Here is a 13,825-nt window from a genome sequence, read left to right as displayed (position 1 = left end):
ACCTATAACATCCCGGCGATCTTGCCGACCGCTTTCGCAAAGCGCTGCATACCTTCTTCGATGTCAGCATCGTCCACAATCAGCGATGGCGCAAAGCGTATTACGTCCGGGCCGGCGTTCAGCACCATTACCCCTTCCTGCGCGGCGGCATAAAGGAATTCACGGGCGCGTCCTTTATACTGCGGCTTCAGCTCCGCCCCAATCAGCAAACCCATGCCGCGAATATCGCTGAACACATCAAACCGCTCGTCAATCTGCTGCAGGTGCTTCACAAAAAGCTGACGTTTCTTCGCCACGCCCTGCAGGACTTCCGGCGTGTTGATGATATCGAACGCGGCGCCCGCTACAGCGCAGGCCAGCGGATTGCCGCCGTAGGTTGAACCATGGGTGCCAACGTGGAAGGCGGAAGCGATTTCCTGGGTTGTCAGCATCACGCTCACCGGGAAACCGCCGCCGAGCGCTTTGGCGCTGGTCAGAATATCCGGCGTCACGCCATAGCGCATACAGGCAAACAGCTCGCCGGTACGCCCCATGCCGGACTGCACTTCATCGAACACCAGCAGCGCGTTATGTTCATCGCACAGCTCGCGCAGCCCCTGCAGGAACTCGGGCGTTGCGGCGGTTACCCCACCTTCGCCCTGGATCGGCTCAACGACAATCGCGCAGGTGTGGTCGTCAATAATGGCTTTTACCGCATGCAGATCATTAAACGGCACATGGATGATGTCGGCAGGTTTCGGGCCAAAGCCATCAGAATACTTTGGCTGTCCGCCAACCGAAACGGTAAACAGCGAACGGCCATGGAAGGCGTTATGGAAGGCAATGATTTTGGATTTATACGGGCTATGGCGGGTAGAGGCGTAGTAGCGCGCCAGTTTGAACGCGGTTTCGTTCGCTTCGGTGCCGGAGTTCATAAACAGCACGCGCTCGGCAAAAGTTGCAGCAATCAGCTTGCGGCCCAGGCGCAGAGCGGGTTCGTTGGTAAATACGTTACTGGTATGCCACAGCGTTTCGCCCTGAGTTTTTAACGCCTCCACCAGCGCCGGATGACAATGGCCCAGCGCCGTAACCGCGATGCCGCCGGCGAAATCAACATACTCTTTGCCCTGCTGATCCCATATGCGGCTGCCTTTACCCTTTACCGGAATAAACTCTGCTGGTGCATAAACCGGCAGAATAACTTCATCGAAAGTCGCGCGGGTAATTGCTGATTGTTCAGTTGTCATTGCTTCCCCATCCCGTTTTCATGCAAAGATATTATTGAAAATATAAGCAATAAATATGCATAAAAAATCACTGACTAGCAATAAAAATCACCGCTTAAGGAAATTAGTCAGCAGCTGGTGGCCCTGCTCGCTGAGAATACTTTCCGGATGGAACTGCACGCCTTCAAGATCCAGCTCGCGGTGGCGAATGCCCATAATCTCGCGTTTATCGCTCCAGGCGGTGACGTCAAAACTGTCCGGCAAAGTGGCGGGATCGATAATCAGCGAGTGGTAACGCGTTACGGTAAGGGGATTATTCAGGCCGCTGAATACGCCGCTGTTATTGTGGGAAATGGCTGAGGTTTTGCCGTGCATAACCTTTTCCGCACGGATAATCGTTGCGCCAAACGCCTGCGCAATAGCCTGATGGCCCAGGCAAACGCCAAGAACGGGCAGCTTGCCTGCAAAATGTTCAATGGCCGCAAGCGAAATCCCGGCCTCTGTTGGCGTGCAGGGGCCGGGAGAAATCACAAGCTTCGCGGGCGCAAGGGCGGCAATTTCCGCAAGCGTAATATCATCGTTACGCTTCACCACCACCTCAGCGCCGAGCTCGCAAAAATACTGATACAGATTCCAGGTGAAAGAATCGTAATTGTCGATAAGCAGTAACATGGCGGCTCCGGCAGAATAAAGAACCGCGCTATTCTATTCGCTTTCCCGCGCCTCGCTCACCACTTTAGTAAAAATCGCCGTGAGCGGCTTGAGATCGCCCAGAGCACCCGCCTGGTTGGCGGCTTGCCAGGCATCCTGTTCTGTTTCACTCCAGTCCAGCGTATAGCCCGCATGGATGGCCAGCTGTTCGAAGAAGATACGCTGCGCCCGACCGCTGCCGATACGGAACGGATGCAGCACGTTGATTTCACAGTAGTAATGCGCCAGCCGTTCAATAAACGCCGGTTTCTCAAGGTCGCTCAGGTAGCGTTCGTCTTCCAGCTCCTGCATCAAATCGTTGCCTTCGTTTTCGATATACTCAAAATGGCAGAAACGGGTATCGCCCTGATAGATATCTACTTTCCTGAGCTCGCCGGCCCAGTCGAAAACGTCCTGGAAAAGCTGTTGATGAATAGAACACAGCCACGGCAGCCCCATGCGCATCGGGCCAATGTCGATGGTCGCCGCCCGTAACGCGGTAAGCTCATACTCAGCTTCTTTCAGCCGTTGCTCTTCACGAATGTTAAGCCGGTTACGCAGAACGTGAATACCAGACCAGAAATAAGGATCGCGCCCTTCGCCAAATTTATCGCTCATAGTGACCCCGCACTTCGCTAATGCGTGCCAGGGCCTCATCACGCGTGAGCGTAATCAGCGGAACTTCAAGCCCTTCCAGCCGGCTACTGGCCTGAAACGAGCGGCTGCGCTGCTGCTGCCACAGACGGGATTTTTGCTTTTCGGTGAGTTTCTTGCCCATATCGCCTCCCTTAGTGCGTTGCTGTTTTGCCACAAGTATAAGCAGCATTCTGCACAGTTGCCGGGGAGTGAGCAGAACGCGGGCCAAACCGACCCGCGCGCGGGGAATTAAGGCAGGACTTTAGCGGAAAGGATAACTATCGGTTTTGAGGGAACATTCTGGTAAGGGCCGACGTCATGAGTCTTAACCTGTGAAATCTTGTCGGCCACTTCCATCCCTTTCACAACTTTACCAAATACCGCATAACCGAAGTCGCGCTGGCCGTGATCGAGGAAAGCGTTGTCCGCAACGTTGATGAAGAACTGGCTGGTTGCGCTGTCCTTATCCGCGGTACGCGCCATAGAAATGGTGCCGCGGGTGTTACGCAGGCCGTTATCCGCTTCGTTTTTAATCGGCGGGTTCGGCTGCTTCTGATTCATATCTTCAGTAAAGCCGCCGCCCTGAACCATAAAGCCCGGGATCACCCGATGAAAGGTGGTGTTGTTATAGAAACCGCTGTTGACGTAATCAACAAAGTTCTTCACCGATACGGGGGCTTTTTGGCTATTTAATTCAAGCTCAATATTACCGGCGGAAGTCGTCAGTAAAACGTGGGGATCGCCGCTTGCCGCCAGTGCAGCAGGAGAAACAGCCGAGAGGGCGAACACAGCTGCAACAGCCGCCAGAGTCGATTTGAACATCAGAAATTCCTTACGAAGGCAGTGAATGAAGCAAGTTGCTAGAGTGTAAAGAGGCGGGGCATCGGGCGCCAGCCCTTTACGGTTTTTTACTTTCCTGCAAATCAATGACTTGCCTTAATGAATCGATTTTATAGGGTTAAATATGTGAGACATCTCATAAAGTGATCAGCAATTTATAAACATAATTGCATTGAATGTTTAAATAGATCACGTTCACGGCTAAAATTCACTTGCTCACGGCGCTGTCAATGCGCTTTACACTTCTATTCACAGGCAAGATATGACTAACAGCAACCGTACCAAGCTGCTATGGATCAGCTTTTTCTCCTACGCCCTGACCGGTGCGCTGGTGATTGTCACCGGAATGGTGATGGGGAACATCGCAGAATATTTCCAGCTGCCCGTTTCCAGCATGAGTAACACCTTCACCTTCCTGAACGCTGGTATCCTGATCTCAATCTTCCTGAACGCCTGGCTGATGGAAATCGTGCCGCTGAAGACCCAGTTACGCTTTGGCTTCCTGCTGATGCTCCTGGCCGTAGCCGGGCTGATTCTGGGCCATAACCTGACTATCTTCTCCGCTTCCATGTTTGTCCTGGGTCTGGTCAGCGGGATCACCATGTCGATTGGCACCTTCCTCATTACCCATATGTATGAAGGCCGTCAGCGCGGTTCACGCCTGCTGTTTACCGACTCCTTCTTCAGCATGGCGGGGATGATCTTCCCCATGATTGCCGCGATCCTTCTGGCGCGCAGCATCAACTGGTACTGGGTCTATGTCTGCATCGGTCTGGTGTACGTTGCTATCTTCCTGCTGACGCTGGGTTGTGAATTCCCGGCGCTGGGCAAACACGCGAAACAAGATGACGCTCAGCCGGTCGCGAAAGAAAAATGGGGTATCGGCGTGCTGTTTCTCGCTGTCGCGGCTCTGTGCTACATCCTCGGCCAGTTGGGCTTCATCTCGTGGGTGCCGGAATACGCTAAAAGCCTGGGCATGAACATTAACGATGCGGGCAAACTGGTAAGCGACTTCTGGATGTCGTACATGGTCGGCATGTGGATTTTCAGCTTCATTCTGCGCTTCTTCGATCTGCAGCGTATCCTGATGGTGCTGGCGGGCGCAGCGACAGTGCTGATGTATCTGTTCAACACCGGCGAACCAGCGCACCTGGCGTGGTTCATCCTGGCTCTGGGCTTCTTCTCCAGCGCAATTTATACCACCATTATTACGCTTGGTTCGCTGCAAACTAAAATCGCTTCGCCGAAACTGGTTAACTTCGTCCTGACCTGCGGCACCATCGGTACCATGCTGACCTTCGTGGTTACCGGCCCGATTGTCGCCCACAGCGGCCCGCATGCGGCGCTGCAAACGGCAAACGGTTTGTATGCCGTCGTCTTTGTGATGTGCGTGTTGCTCGGCCTGGTGACCAGACACCGCCAGCATAACGCAGCGGCTGCCGCTCACTAAGTTTGCCGCCCTCTCTCCCGCCGGAGAGAGGGTTTAGCTTCAACCACGTTTTAGCCGCGGATGCTGACTCATTTCCGGCCCTTTACCGCCTTTACAATGCCCTGTTCTGGGCTGATAGCCTGATCTGCCCGATCGAGCCGAATTTTACCCTGCTGGCGAAAAACCAACCAATTCCACAACTTAGAAAAATCCCCTCAAATCAACCATATACCCCTTAAGGGGTATATAAAGGCGAAATTGATTTACATCAATAATCGCCTTTGCTGAATCGTTAAGGTAGGCGGTAATAGAAAAGAAATTGAGGCAATTATGAGCAAAGTCAAAATCGCAATCATCGGCAATGGCATGGTCGGCCATCGCTTTATTGAGGACCTCCTTGATAAAGCCCAGCCCGGCCAGTTTGACATTACCGTCTTTTGTGAAGAGCCGCGCAAAGCCTATGACCGCGTGCATCTCTCTTCCTATTTTTCTCACCATACCGCTGAAGAGTTATCTCTGGTTCGCGAAGGCTTCTATGAGAAACACGGCATTAATGTGCTGGTGGGCGAACGCGCCATCACCATTAATCGCCAGGAAAAAGTGATCCACTCTAATACCGGCCGTACCGTGTATTACGACAAACTGGTTATGGCGACAGGTTCTTACCCGTGGATCCCGCCTATTAAAGGCTCCGAAACCCAGGACTGCTTCGTCTACCGTACCATCGAAGATCTGAACGCCATCGAAGCCTGCGCGCGTCGCAGCAAACGCGGCGCCGTCGTCGGCGGCGGCCTGCTGGGTCTGGAAGCGGCAGGCGCCCTGAAAAACCTTGGCGTGGAAACCCACGTTATCGAATTCGCGCCAATGCTGATGGCAGAACAGCTTGACCACATGGGCGGCGAGCAGTTATGCAACAAAATCGAAAGCATGGGCGTGCGCGTGCACACCAGCAAAAACACCCTGGAGATCGTTCAGGAAGGGAAAGAAGCGCGTAAGACTATGCGTTTTGCTGACGGCAGCGAGCTTGAAATCGACTTTATCGTTTTCTCAACCGGTATCCGTCCACGCGATAAGCTGGCTACCCAGTGTGGCCTGGCCACCGCGCAGCGCGGCGGTATCGCCATCAACGACAGCTGCCAGACCTCCGATCCTGATATCTACGCCATCGGCGAATGCGCAAGCTGGAACAATCGGGTGTACGGTCTGGTAGCCCCAGGTTACAAAATGGCGCAGGTCACGGCCGATCATCTGCTGGGCAGCGAAAACGCCTTTGAAGGCGCGGACATGAGCGCCAAGCTGAAGCTGCTGGGCGTGGACGTGGGCGGAATTGGCGATGCGCACGCTCGCACGCCGAACGCCCGCAGCTACGTCTACCTCGACGAAAGCAAAGAAGTTTATAAACGTCTGGTGGTCAGCGAAGACAACAAAACCCTGCTGGGCGCGGTGCTGGTTGGCGACACCAGCGATTACGGCAACCTGCTGCAGCTTGTGCTGAACGCCATTGAACTGCCGGAAAACCCTGACGCGCTGATCCTGCCTTCTCACGCAGGCAGCGGCAAACCATCCATCGGCGTAGACAAACTGCCGGATACCGCGCAGATCTGTTCCTGCTTTGACGTCACCAAAGGCGACCTGATTAGCGCCATCAACAAAGGCTGTCACACCGTTGCGGCGCTGAAAACAGAAACCAAAGCCGGCACCGGCTGCGGCGGCTGTATTCCGCTGGTCACTCAGGTGCTGAACGCCGAGCTGGCGAAACAGGGCATCGAAGTAAACAATAACCTGTGCGAGCACTTCGCCTTCTCCCGCCAGGAGCTTTACCATCTGATCCGCGTGGAAGGCATTAAATCCTTCGACGAACTGCTGACCAAATACGGCAAAGGCTACGGCTGCGAAATCTGTAAGCCAACCGTAGGCTCCCTGCTGGCCTCCTGCTGGAACGATTATGTGCTCGAACCGCAGCACGCTCCGCTGCAGGATACCAACGATAACTTCCTGGGCAATATCCAGAAAGACGGCACCTACTCGGTGATCCCACGTTCCGCCGGCGGCGAAATCACGCCGGAAGGGCTGATGGTCGTTGGCCGCATCGCACGTGAATATAATCTTTACACCAAAATTACCGGCTCTCAGCGTATCGGCCTGTTCGGCGCGCAGAAAGACGATCTGCCGGAAATCTGGCGTCAGCTGATTGAAGCAGGCTTTGAAACCGGTCATGCCTACGCCAAAGCGCTGCGCATGGCGAAAACCTGCGTAGGCAGCACCTGGTGTCGTTACGGCGTGGGCGATAGCGTAGGCTTCGGCGTTGAGCTGGAAAACCGTTACAAAGGCATCCGTACCCCGCACAAAATGAAGTTTGGCGTTTCCGGCTGCACCCGTGAATGTGCGGAAGCGCAGGGCAAAGACGTGGGCATTATCGCCACCGAGAAAGGCTGGAACCTGTACGTATGCGGCAACGGCGGCATGAAACCGCGTCATGCGGATCTGCTGGCTGCGGACCTGGATCGCGACACCGTTATTAAGTACCTCGACCGCTTCATGATGTTCTATATCCGTACGGCGGACAAGCTGACCCGTACCGCCTCCTGGCTGGAAAACCTGGAAGGCGGTATCGAATACCTCAAAAAAGTCATCATCGAAGACAAACTGGGCCTGAATGCCCAGCTTGAAGCTGAACTGACGCGTCTGCGCGAGAAAGTGATCTGCGAGTGGACCGAAACGGTGAACACCCCGGAAGCCCAGGTTCGCTTCAAACACTTTATCAACAGCCCGCAGCGCGACCCGAACGTGCAGATTGTTCCGGAACGTGAGCAGCATCGCCCGGCCACGCCGTATGAGCGTATCCCGGTCACAATGGTAGAAGCGGAGGAAATCGTATGAGCCAGTGGACTACCGTTTGTCAGTTAAATGATATCCTGCCCGCAACCGGCGTTTGCGCCCTGCTGGGCGATCGGCAGATTGCGATTTTCCGCCCGCGTCATGACGAGCAGATTTTCGCCATCAGCAACGTCGATCCCTTTTTCCAGGCGAGCGTGCTGTCTCGCGGCCTGATAGCCGAGCACCAGAACGAACTGTGGGTTGCCAGCCCGCTGAAAAAACAGCGTTTCCGTCTGCGTGACGGACTGTGCATGGAAGACGAAAGCCACTCCGTCGCACACTTTGCAGCGCGCGTTCAGGACGGCATGGTTCAGGTCAAAGCTTAATAATAACCGCCCTCACTCCGGCCCTCTCCCCCTGGGAGAGGGAGAAAGTCAATAAGGCTTCTCCGGCGATCCCCTCTCAGGGTGAGGGCGGAAATCCATGCTCATTTCTTAATTTTAATTTTCATCTATTTGGGATAACAAAAATGTTCACCGATACCATTAATAAGTGTGCGGCGAATGCCGCGCGTATTGCCCGGCTGTCGAAAAACAATCCGCTCGGCTTTTGGGTCAGTTCCGCAATGGCAGGGGCTTATGTCGGCCTTGGCATCATCCTTATCTTCACCCTCGGAAACCTGCTCGATCCTTCCATTCGTCCACTGGTTATGGGTGCTACCTTCGGCATCGCCCTGACGCTGGTTATCATCGCAGGCTCCGAGCTGTTCACCGGCCACACCATGTTTCTGACCCTCGGCGTGAAAGCGGGGACTATTTCTCAGGGACAAATGTGGGCTATTTTGCCACAGACCTGGGCTGGCAACCTGTTAGGTTCAGTGTTTGTCGCGCTGCTGTATAGCTGGGGCGGCGGCAGCCTGCTGCCGGTTGATACCAGCATCGTCCACACCGTGGCGCTGGCTAAAACCACCGCGCCGGCAATGACACTGTTCTTCAAGGGCGCGCTGTGTAACTGGCTGGTTTGTCTGGCGATCTGGATGGCGATCCGTACCGAAGGCGCGGCAAAATTTATCGCTATCTGGTGGTGTCTGCTGGCGTTTATCGCATCCGGCTATGAACACTCCATTGCCAATATGACGCTGTTTGCCCTCTCCTGGTTTGGCCACCATAGCGATGCTTATACGCTGGCCGGAATCGGCCACAACCTGCTTTGGGTAACGCTCGGGAATACCCTTTCCGGCGTAGTATTCATGGGTCTGGGTTATTGGTATGCTACGCCAAAAGCCGAACGCCCACAGCCAGAGCGAATCGCTGCGCCTGAGACTGTACGCCAATAATTGAGGACCGCACGTGGATCACCTGCCCATATTTTGTCAGTTAAGAGATCGCGCCTGCCTGCTGGTTGGCGGCGGCGATGTCGCAGAGCGTAAAGCACGTTTATTGATGGAGGCAGGTGCCCACGTCACCGTGAATGCCCTGGACTTCACGCCGCAGTTCAAAGTGTGGGCGGAACAGAGCATGCTTACTCTTGAACAGGGCGAGTTCTCTCCTTCCCTGCTGGATACCTGCTGGCTGGCGATTGCCGCGACCGATAACGACGAGGTGAATCAGCAGGTCAGCGATACATGCGAATCCCGCCGTATCTTCTGCAACGTGGTCGACGCGCCTAAGCAAGCCAGCTTTATCATGCCGTCAATTATCGACCGTTCGCCGCTGATGGTCGCCGTCTCTTCCGGCGGCACTTCCCCGGTGCTGGCGCGTCTGCTGCGGGAAAAGCTCGAATCCATTCTGCCGCTGCATCTTGGCAAAATCGCCGGCTACGCAGGTACGCTGCGTGGGCGAGTAAAATCAAAGTTTGCCACCATGGGCGAACGCCGTCGCTTCTGGGAAAAGTTTTTCACCAACGATCGGCTGGCGCAGTACCTGGCAAACGAGGATCGAAAAGCTATCGACCAGGAAACCGAATCTATGTTCGCCACCTCGCTCGATCATCGCGGTGAAGTGGTATTGGTAGGCGCGGGGCCAGGGGATGCAGGATTATTAACGCTCAAAGGGCTGCAACAGATTCAGCAGGCCGACGTCGTCGTTTATGACCGCCTGGTCTCCGATGACATAATGAATCTTGTGCGTCGCGACGCGGATCGGGTATTTGTCGGTAAGCGTGCGGGTTTCCACTGCGTACCGCAGGAAGAAATTAACCAGATCCTGCTGCGCGAGGCCCAGAAAGGTAAGCGCGTGGTGCGCCTGAAAGGCGGCGATCCCTTTATCTTTGGCCGCGGCGGCGAAGAGCTGGAAACGCTGTGTAACGGCGGAATTCCCTTCTCCGTAGTGCCGGGCATCACCGCTGCATCAGGCTGCTCCGCTTATTCCGGCATTCCGTTAACGCACCGTGACTACGCGCAAAGCGTACGTCTGGTCACCGGGCACCTGAAAACCGGCGGCGAGCTGGACTGGGAAAACCTGGCGGCGGAGAAGCAAACGCTGGTGTTTTATATGGGCCTGAACCAGGCACCAGCCATTCAGCAGAACCTGATCGGTCATGGCATGCCTGCCGATATGCCGGTAGCGCTGGTGGAAAATGGCACCGCTGTAAAACAGCGCGTGGTCAGCGGCACGCTGAGCGAGCTTGGCGAGCTGGCAACGCAGGTTGAAAGCCCGGCGCTGATTATTGTCGGACGCGTGGTCGCGCTGCGCGACAAGCTGAACTGGTTCTCAAATCACTAATAAAAAAGGAGGCTTTCGCCTCCTTTTTTGTTGCTCTCGCCTCAAGGCTGAGCGACAAAGCCAATCACTTCGTACACTTTTTTCAGCGTTGCGCTGGCGTGAGAGCGTGCTTTTTCGGCGCCGTCCTTCATCACCTGATGCAGGAAAGCTTCGTCATTGCGATAGCGGTTATAACGCTCCTGGAGTTCGGTCAGCATGCCTGAAACGGCGTCCGCTACGTCACCCTTCAGATGACCATACATTTTGCCGGCAAAATGCTGCTCAAGTTCCGGGATAGTCTTGCCGGTTACGCCAGCCATAATATCCAGCAGGTTGGAAACCCCGGCTTTGTTTACCACGTCGTAGCGCACCACAGGCGGCTCGTCGGAATCTGTTACCGCGCGTTTAAGTTTCTTCACGACGGATTTCGGGTCTTCCAGCAGACCGATAACGTTATTGCGGTTATCGTCAGATTTGGACATTTTCCGGGTCGGTTCCAGCAGGGACATCACGCGCGCGCCGGACTTAGGAATAAACGGCTCCGGCACTTTGAACACCTCGCCATACAGCGCGTTAAAGCGCGCGGCGATATCACGGCTCAGCTCCAGATGCTGTTTCTGGTCTTCACCTACCGGTACCAGATTGGTCTGGTAGAGCAGGATATCGGCCGCCATCAATACCGGATAGTCGAACAAACCGGCGTTGATATTTTCAGCGTAGCGCGATGATTTATCCTTGAACTGCGTCATGCGGCTCAGCTCGCCGAAATAGGTATAGCAGTTCAGCACCCAGCTTAGCTGCGCATGTTCAGGCACGTGAGACTGAACGAAAATGGTGCTTTTGGCCGGATCGATGCCGCAAGCCAGATAGAGCGCCAGCGTGTCGAGCGTCGCTTTGCGCAGCGCGGCCGCATCCTGACGCACGGTGATCGCGTGCTGGTCAACGATGCAGTAAATGCAGTGGTAATCGTCTTGCATGTGGACCCACTGACGCAGCGCACCCATGTAGTTACCGATGGTCAATTCACCTGAAGGCTGTGCGCCGCTAAATACGATGGGCTTACTCATGTTCTGATTCCTGATTCTCTTTGCAAGGGAGCCCGAGAGCGGGCAATAAGTCGCTGAACTTATCAAACACGACGTCCGGTTTGCTCAGTTCAATAGCTTCACCATAGTTGTAGCCGTAGGTCATGCCGACGCAGGGGCAGCCCGCAGCCTTTGCTGCAAGAATATCATTGCGGGAATCGCCCACAAACAGCAGCTCTTCTGCGCTCAGGTTTAGCTTTTCCATAACCCTGAACAGCGGCTCCGGGTGCGGCTTTTTGTTTTCCACATCGTCGCCGCCGATAACCAGCTGGAAATATTCTGCGATGCCCAGCTTCTCAAGCAGCGGCATCACAAACGGCGTCGGCTTATTGGTTACCAGCCCCATTGGCAGACCTTTTTCTGCCAGAACCGCCAGCGTGCTTGCGACGCCCGGGAACAGGAAGCTGCCTTTATCGACCGTCTGCGCATAGAAACTATCAAAGAGTTTGCGCGCCATCAGGCACTGATCGAACTGCGGCTCCTGGCCTTTTAACGCCCAGGTCAGCGCGCGCTGAACCAGCACATCCGCACCGTTGCCAATCCATTTTTCAACGTTCTCTTCACCGGCCGCAGGCAATTCAAGCGCGTACAGCGCCTGATCCATCGCCTGGCTTAAGCCCAGCGCCGTATCCACCAGCGTGCCGTCCAGATCGAAGGCGACAGCGCGAATTTTTTCAAACTTATTCATGGCTTACCTTTGCCAGTTCATCGCGCATGCGATCGATGACCGTTTTATAATCAGGCTGACTGAAAATAGCCGAGCCGGCGACAAACATATCCGCGCCCGCCGCGGCAATCTCCGCAATATTATCGACTTTCACGCCGCCATCGACTTCAAGACGGATATCGTAACCGGAGGCATCAATGCGCTCGCGCACCTGGCGCAGTTTTTCCAGCGTATGCGGGATGAAAGACTGCCCGCCGAAGCCCGGGTTTACAGACATCAGCAAAATGACGTCCAGTTTATCCATCACATGATCCAGCCAGCTAAGCGACGTTGCCGGATTAAATACCAGGCCTGCTTTACAGCCGTGCTCTTTAATCAGCTGCAGGGAACGGTCAACATGCTCAGAGGCTTCCGGATGGAAGGTGATGATGCTGGCACCCGCTTCGGCGAAATCCGGAATGATGCGATCGACAGGCTTAACCATCAGGTGCACGTCAATCGGCGCGGTGATGCCGTAATCGCGCAGAGATTTCAGCACCATCGGTCCAATGGTTAAATTCGGAACATAGTGGTTATCCATAACATCGAAATGGACGACGTCGCTGCCTGCGGCCAGCACTTTGGCCGTCTCTTCGCCCAGACGGGCAAAATCGGCAGAGAGGATTGAGGGGGCAATCAAATACTGTTTCATCCGCTTCTCCAATACAGACTGATGACAAATCTCATGCGCTTGCGAGACGAAAGTTTCTCACCAGAAGAATAAAATGGAAAATCAACGCATTGATTTTCGGCTACTCACCACAAAGAAGACAAACCCAAGCTTTCTCTTTTTTATCAGCAATTTCAATAGCATTTCATTTTTGCGGCGAACGAAACGGCTCAGGCTACGCCGTAGAGCGCCAGCAGTTCGTCCACCTTGTTACGCGTTCCGCCATTTCTGCTGATGCTGCGTCTTACCTGCAGCCTATGCAGCTTCGCCTGCTGATACCACAGCTTGGTCAGCGCCGTATCATGATTCGAGATCAGCACCGGAACGCCACGCCTTTGCAGGTTTTCGGCCAGCTCTGCCAGATGCTGCTGCTGCACCATACTAAAGCTGTCGGTATGGTAAGCCGTGAAATTTGCCGTGGCGGATAACGGGGCGTACGGCGGGTCGCAATACACCACCGAGCCTGCGGCAACATCCGTCATGCTGACATCATACGACTGACAGATAAAGGTAGCGTGCTGTGCCCGCTCGGCAAAATGGTGCAGTTCCTCTTCGGGGAAGTAGGGCTTGCTGTAGCGGCCGAACGGCACGTTGAATTCACCGCGCAGGTTATAACGGCACAGGCCGTTGTAACAGTGGCGGTTAAGGTATAAAAACAGCACGGCACGACGAAACGCGTCGCTGCACTGATTAAATTCGGCGCGAAAACGATAGAAAGCTTCACTGTCGTTAAGCTCGGGCGTAAACAGGCCGCGGGCTTCCCGAACATACTCGTCGGTACGCGCTTTGACAATGTTGTACAGATTAATCAGATCGCTGTTGATATCCGCGAGGATATAGCGTGAATAGTCAGTGTTCAGAAAGACGGAGCCTGCGCCAACGAACGGCTCAATCAGGCAGTCGCCTTCTGGCAGATACTTCTTTATGTCGTCAAGCAGGGGGTATTTGCCCCCTGCCCATTTCAGAAAAGCGCGATTTTTTTTCATGCTGTCTAACTATTTACACCTTCTCCAGCTGTGGAAAGGTTCCGACAGCGACTGCGCTT

14 protein-coding genes are annotated in these 13,825 nt (G+C 54.7%); 5 read left to right on the top strand and 9 right to left on the bottom strand.

Going from position 1 to position 13,825, the window contains the following annotated elements; genetic code table 11:
• Nucleotides 1–2: 2 nt before the first annotated feature.
• The 5 genes from argD to ppiA all read right to left on the bottom strand — a co-directional run bounded on the left by argD (nt 3) and on the right by ppiA (nt 3,353).
• Complete coding sequence (gene argD, locus WLO31_RS01435; RefSeq protein WP_435928758.1) at nt 3–1,226, bottom strand: bifunctional acetylornithine/succinyldiaminopimelate transaminase; 1,224 nt, start codon at nt 1,224–1,226, stop codon at nt 3–5.
• An 87-nt stretch (nt 1,227–1,313) separates the two neighbouring features.
• Entirely contained in the window at nt 1,314–1,877 is a 564-nt protein-coding gene (pabA, locus tag WLO31_RS01430; protein ID WP_435928757.1) for an aminodeoxychorismate synthase component 2, read from the bottom strand.
• A gap of 33 nt (nt 1,878–1,910) precedes the next feature.
• A complete protein-coding gene (locus WLO31_RS01425; RefSeq protein ID WP_435928756.1) occupies nt 1,911–2,513 on the bottom strand; it encodes a putative adenosine monophosphate-protein transferase Fic in 603 nt (200 codons plus the stop codon).
• Nucleotides 2,503–2,673 (bottom strand): YhfG family protein, encoded by a 171-nt coding sequence (locus WLO31_RS01420; protein ID WP_435928754.1) that lies wholly within the window; start codon nt 2,671–2,673, stop codon nt 2,503–2,505. The genes WLO31_RS01425 and WLO31_RS01420 overlap by 11 nt, the downstream gene beginning before the upstream one ends.
• Nucleotides 2,674–2,780: 107 nt before the next feature.
• Nucleotides 2,781–3,353, bottom strand: a complete 573-nt coding sequence (gene ppiA / locus WLO31_RS01415; protein WP_435928752.1) for a peptidylprolyl isomerase A — start codon at nt 3,351–3,353, stop codon at nt 2,781–2,783.
• 280 nt (nt 3,354–3,633) lie between these two features.
• Here ppiA and tsgA point away from each other — a divergent pair, with 280 nt between their 5' ends.
• The 5 genes from tsgA (at nt 3,634) to cysG (ending at nt 10,340) form a co-directional block, all read left to right on the top strand.
• The gene (gene tsgA / locus WLO31_RS01410) at nt 3,634–4,821 is read left to right on the top strand and encodes an MFS transporter TsgA (protein WP_435928750.1); all 1,188 of its coding nucleotides are present in this window, start codon (nt 3,634–3,636) and stop codon (nt 4,819–4,821) included.
• A 309-nt stretch (nt 4,822–5,130) separates the two neighbouring features.
• Nucleotides 5,131–7,680, top strand: coding sequence for a nitrite reductase large subunit NirB (gene nirB, locus WLO31_RS01405; protein WP_435928749.1), 2,550 nt, complete (start codon nt 5,131–5,133; stop codon nt 7,678–7,680).
• The gene (gene nirD / locus WLO31_RS01400) at nt 7,677–8,003 is read left to right on the top strand and encodes a nitrite reductase small subunit NirD (protein WP_435928747.1); all 327 of its coding nucleotides are present in this window, start codon (nt 7,677–7,679) and stop codon (nt 8,001–8,003) included. Before nirB ends, nirD begins: the two co-directional genes overlap by 4 nt.
• Before the next feature lie 143 nt (nt 8,004–8,146).
• Nucleotides 8,147–8,953 carry a nitrite transporter NirC gene (gene nirC / locus WLO31_RS01395; RefSeq protein ID WP_435928746.1) on the top strand — a complete coding sequence of 269 codons (807 nt, stop codon included), beginning with the start codon at nt 8,147–8,149 and terminating at the stop codon, nt 8,951–8,953.
• 13 nt (nt 8,954–8,966) lie between these two features.
• Entirely contained in the window at nt 8,967–10,340 is a 1,374-nt protein-coding gene (gene cysG, locus WLO31_RS01390) for a siroheme synthase CysG (RefSeq protein WP_435928745.1), read from the top strand.
• A gap of 41 nt (nt 10,341–10,381) precedes the next feature.
• Here the strand turns inward: cysG and trpS are convergent, their stop codons facing one another.
• From trpS to dam, 4 genes are all read right to left on the bottom strand, one after another.
• Nucleotides 10,382–11,386 carry a tryptophan--tRNA ligase gene (gene trpS / locus WLO31_RS01385; RefSeq protein WP_435928744.1) on the bottom strand — a complete coding sequence of 335 codons (1,005 nt, stop codon included), beginning with the start codon at nt 11,384–11,386 and terminating at the stop codon, nt 10,382–10,384.
• Nucleotides 11,379–12,092: a phosphoglycolate phosphatase gene (locus tag WLO31_RS01380; RefSeq protein WP_435928743.1), complete on the bottom strand. Its 714-nt coding sequence runs from the start codon at nt 12,090–12,092 to the stop codon at nt 11,379–11,381. Before WLO31_RS01380 ends, trpS begins: the two co-directional genes overlap by 8 nt.
• Entirely contained in the window at nt 12,085–12,762 is a 678-nt protein-coding gene (gene rpe, locus WLO31_RS01375; protein WP_435928742.1) for a ribulose-phosphate 3-epimerase, read from the bottom strand. Before rpe ends, WLO31_RS01380 begins: the two co-directional genes overlap by 8 nt.
• A 188-nt stretch (nt 12,763–12,950) precedes the next feature.
• Nucleotides 12,951–13,766 carry an adenine-specific DNA-methyltransferase gene (gene dam / locus WLO31_RS01370; RefSeq protein ID WP_435928741.1) on the bottom strand — a complete coding sequence of 272 codons (816 nt, stop codon included), beginning with the start codon at nt 13,764–13,766 and terminating at the stop codon, nt 12,951–12,953.
• Nucleotides 13,767–13,825 lie beyond the last annotated feature (59 nt).

Source organism: Dryocola sharpae, assembly GCF_051307055.1.
GTDB lineage: Bacteria > Pseudomonadota > Gammaproteobacteria > Enterobacterales > Enterobacteriaceae > Dryocola.
Note: the sequence above shows the minus strand (reverse complement) of the source record. Positions and strands in the feature narration are given on the sequence as shown.

Bases quoted from the DNA above. Each gene is read 5' to 3' on its own strand.
- WLO31_RS01425 (WP_435928756.1), bottom strand. From the start codon at position 2,513: ATGAGCGATAAATTTGGCGAAGGGCGCGATCCTTATTTCTGGTCTGGT.
- dam (WP_435928741.1), bottom strand. From the start codon at position 13,766: ATGAAAAAAAATCGCGCTTTTCTGAAATGGGCAGGGGGCAAATACCCC.
- tsgA (WP_435928750.1), top strand. From the start codon at position 3,634: ATGACTAACAGCAACCGTACCAAGCTGCTATGGATCAGCTTTTTCTCC.
- nirB (WP_435928749.1), top strand. From the start codon at position 5,131: ATGAGCAAAGTCAAAATCGCAATCATCGGCAATGGCATGGTCGGCCAT.
- pabA (WP_435928757.1), bottom strand. From the start codon at position 1,877: ATGTTACTGCTTATCGACAATTACGATTCTTTCACCTGGAATCTGTAT.
- rpe (WP_435928742.1), bottom strand. From the start codon at position 12,762: ATGAAACAGTATTTGATTGCCCCCTCAATCCTCTCTGCCGATTTTGCC.
- ppiA (WP_435928752.1), bottom strand. From the start codon at position 3,353: ATGTTCAAATCGACTCTGGCGGCTGTTGCAGCTGTGTTCGCCCTCTCG.
- argD (WP_435928758.1), bottom strand. From the start codon at position 1,226: ATGACAACTGAACAATCAGCAATTACCCGCGCGACTTTCGATGAAGTT.
- WLO31_RS01380 (WP_435928743.1), bottom strand. From the start codon at position 12,092: ATGAATAAGTTTGAAAAAATTCGCGCTGTCGCCTTCGATCTGGACGGC.
- nirD (WP_435928747.1), top strand. From the start codon at position 7,677: ATGAGCCAGTGGACTACCGTTTGTCAGTTAAATGATATCCTGCCCGCA.
- nirC (WP_435928746.1), top strand. From the start codon at position 8,147: ATGTTCACCGATACCATTAATAAGTGTGCGGCGAATGCCGCGCGTATT.
- trpS (WP_435928744.1), bottom strand. From the start codon at position 11,386: ATGAGTAAGCCCATCGTATTTAGCGGCGCACAGCCTTCAGGTGAATTG.
- WLO31_RS01420 (WP_435928754.1), bottom strand. From the start codon at position 2,673: ATGGGCAAGAAACTCACCGAAAAGCAAAAATCCCGTCTGTGGCAGCAG.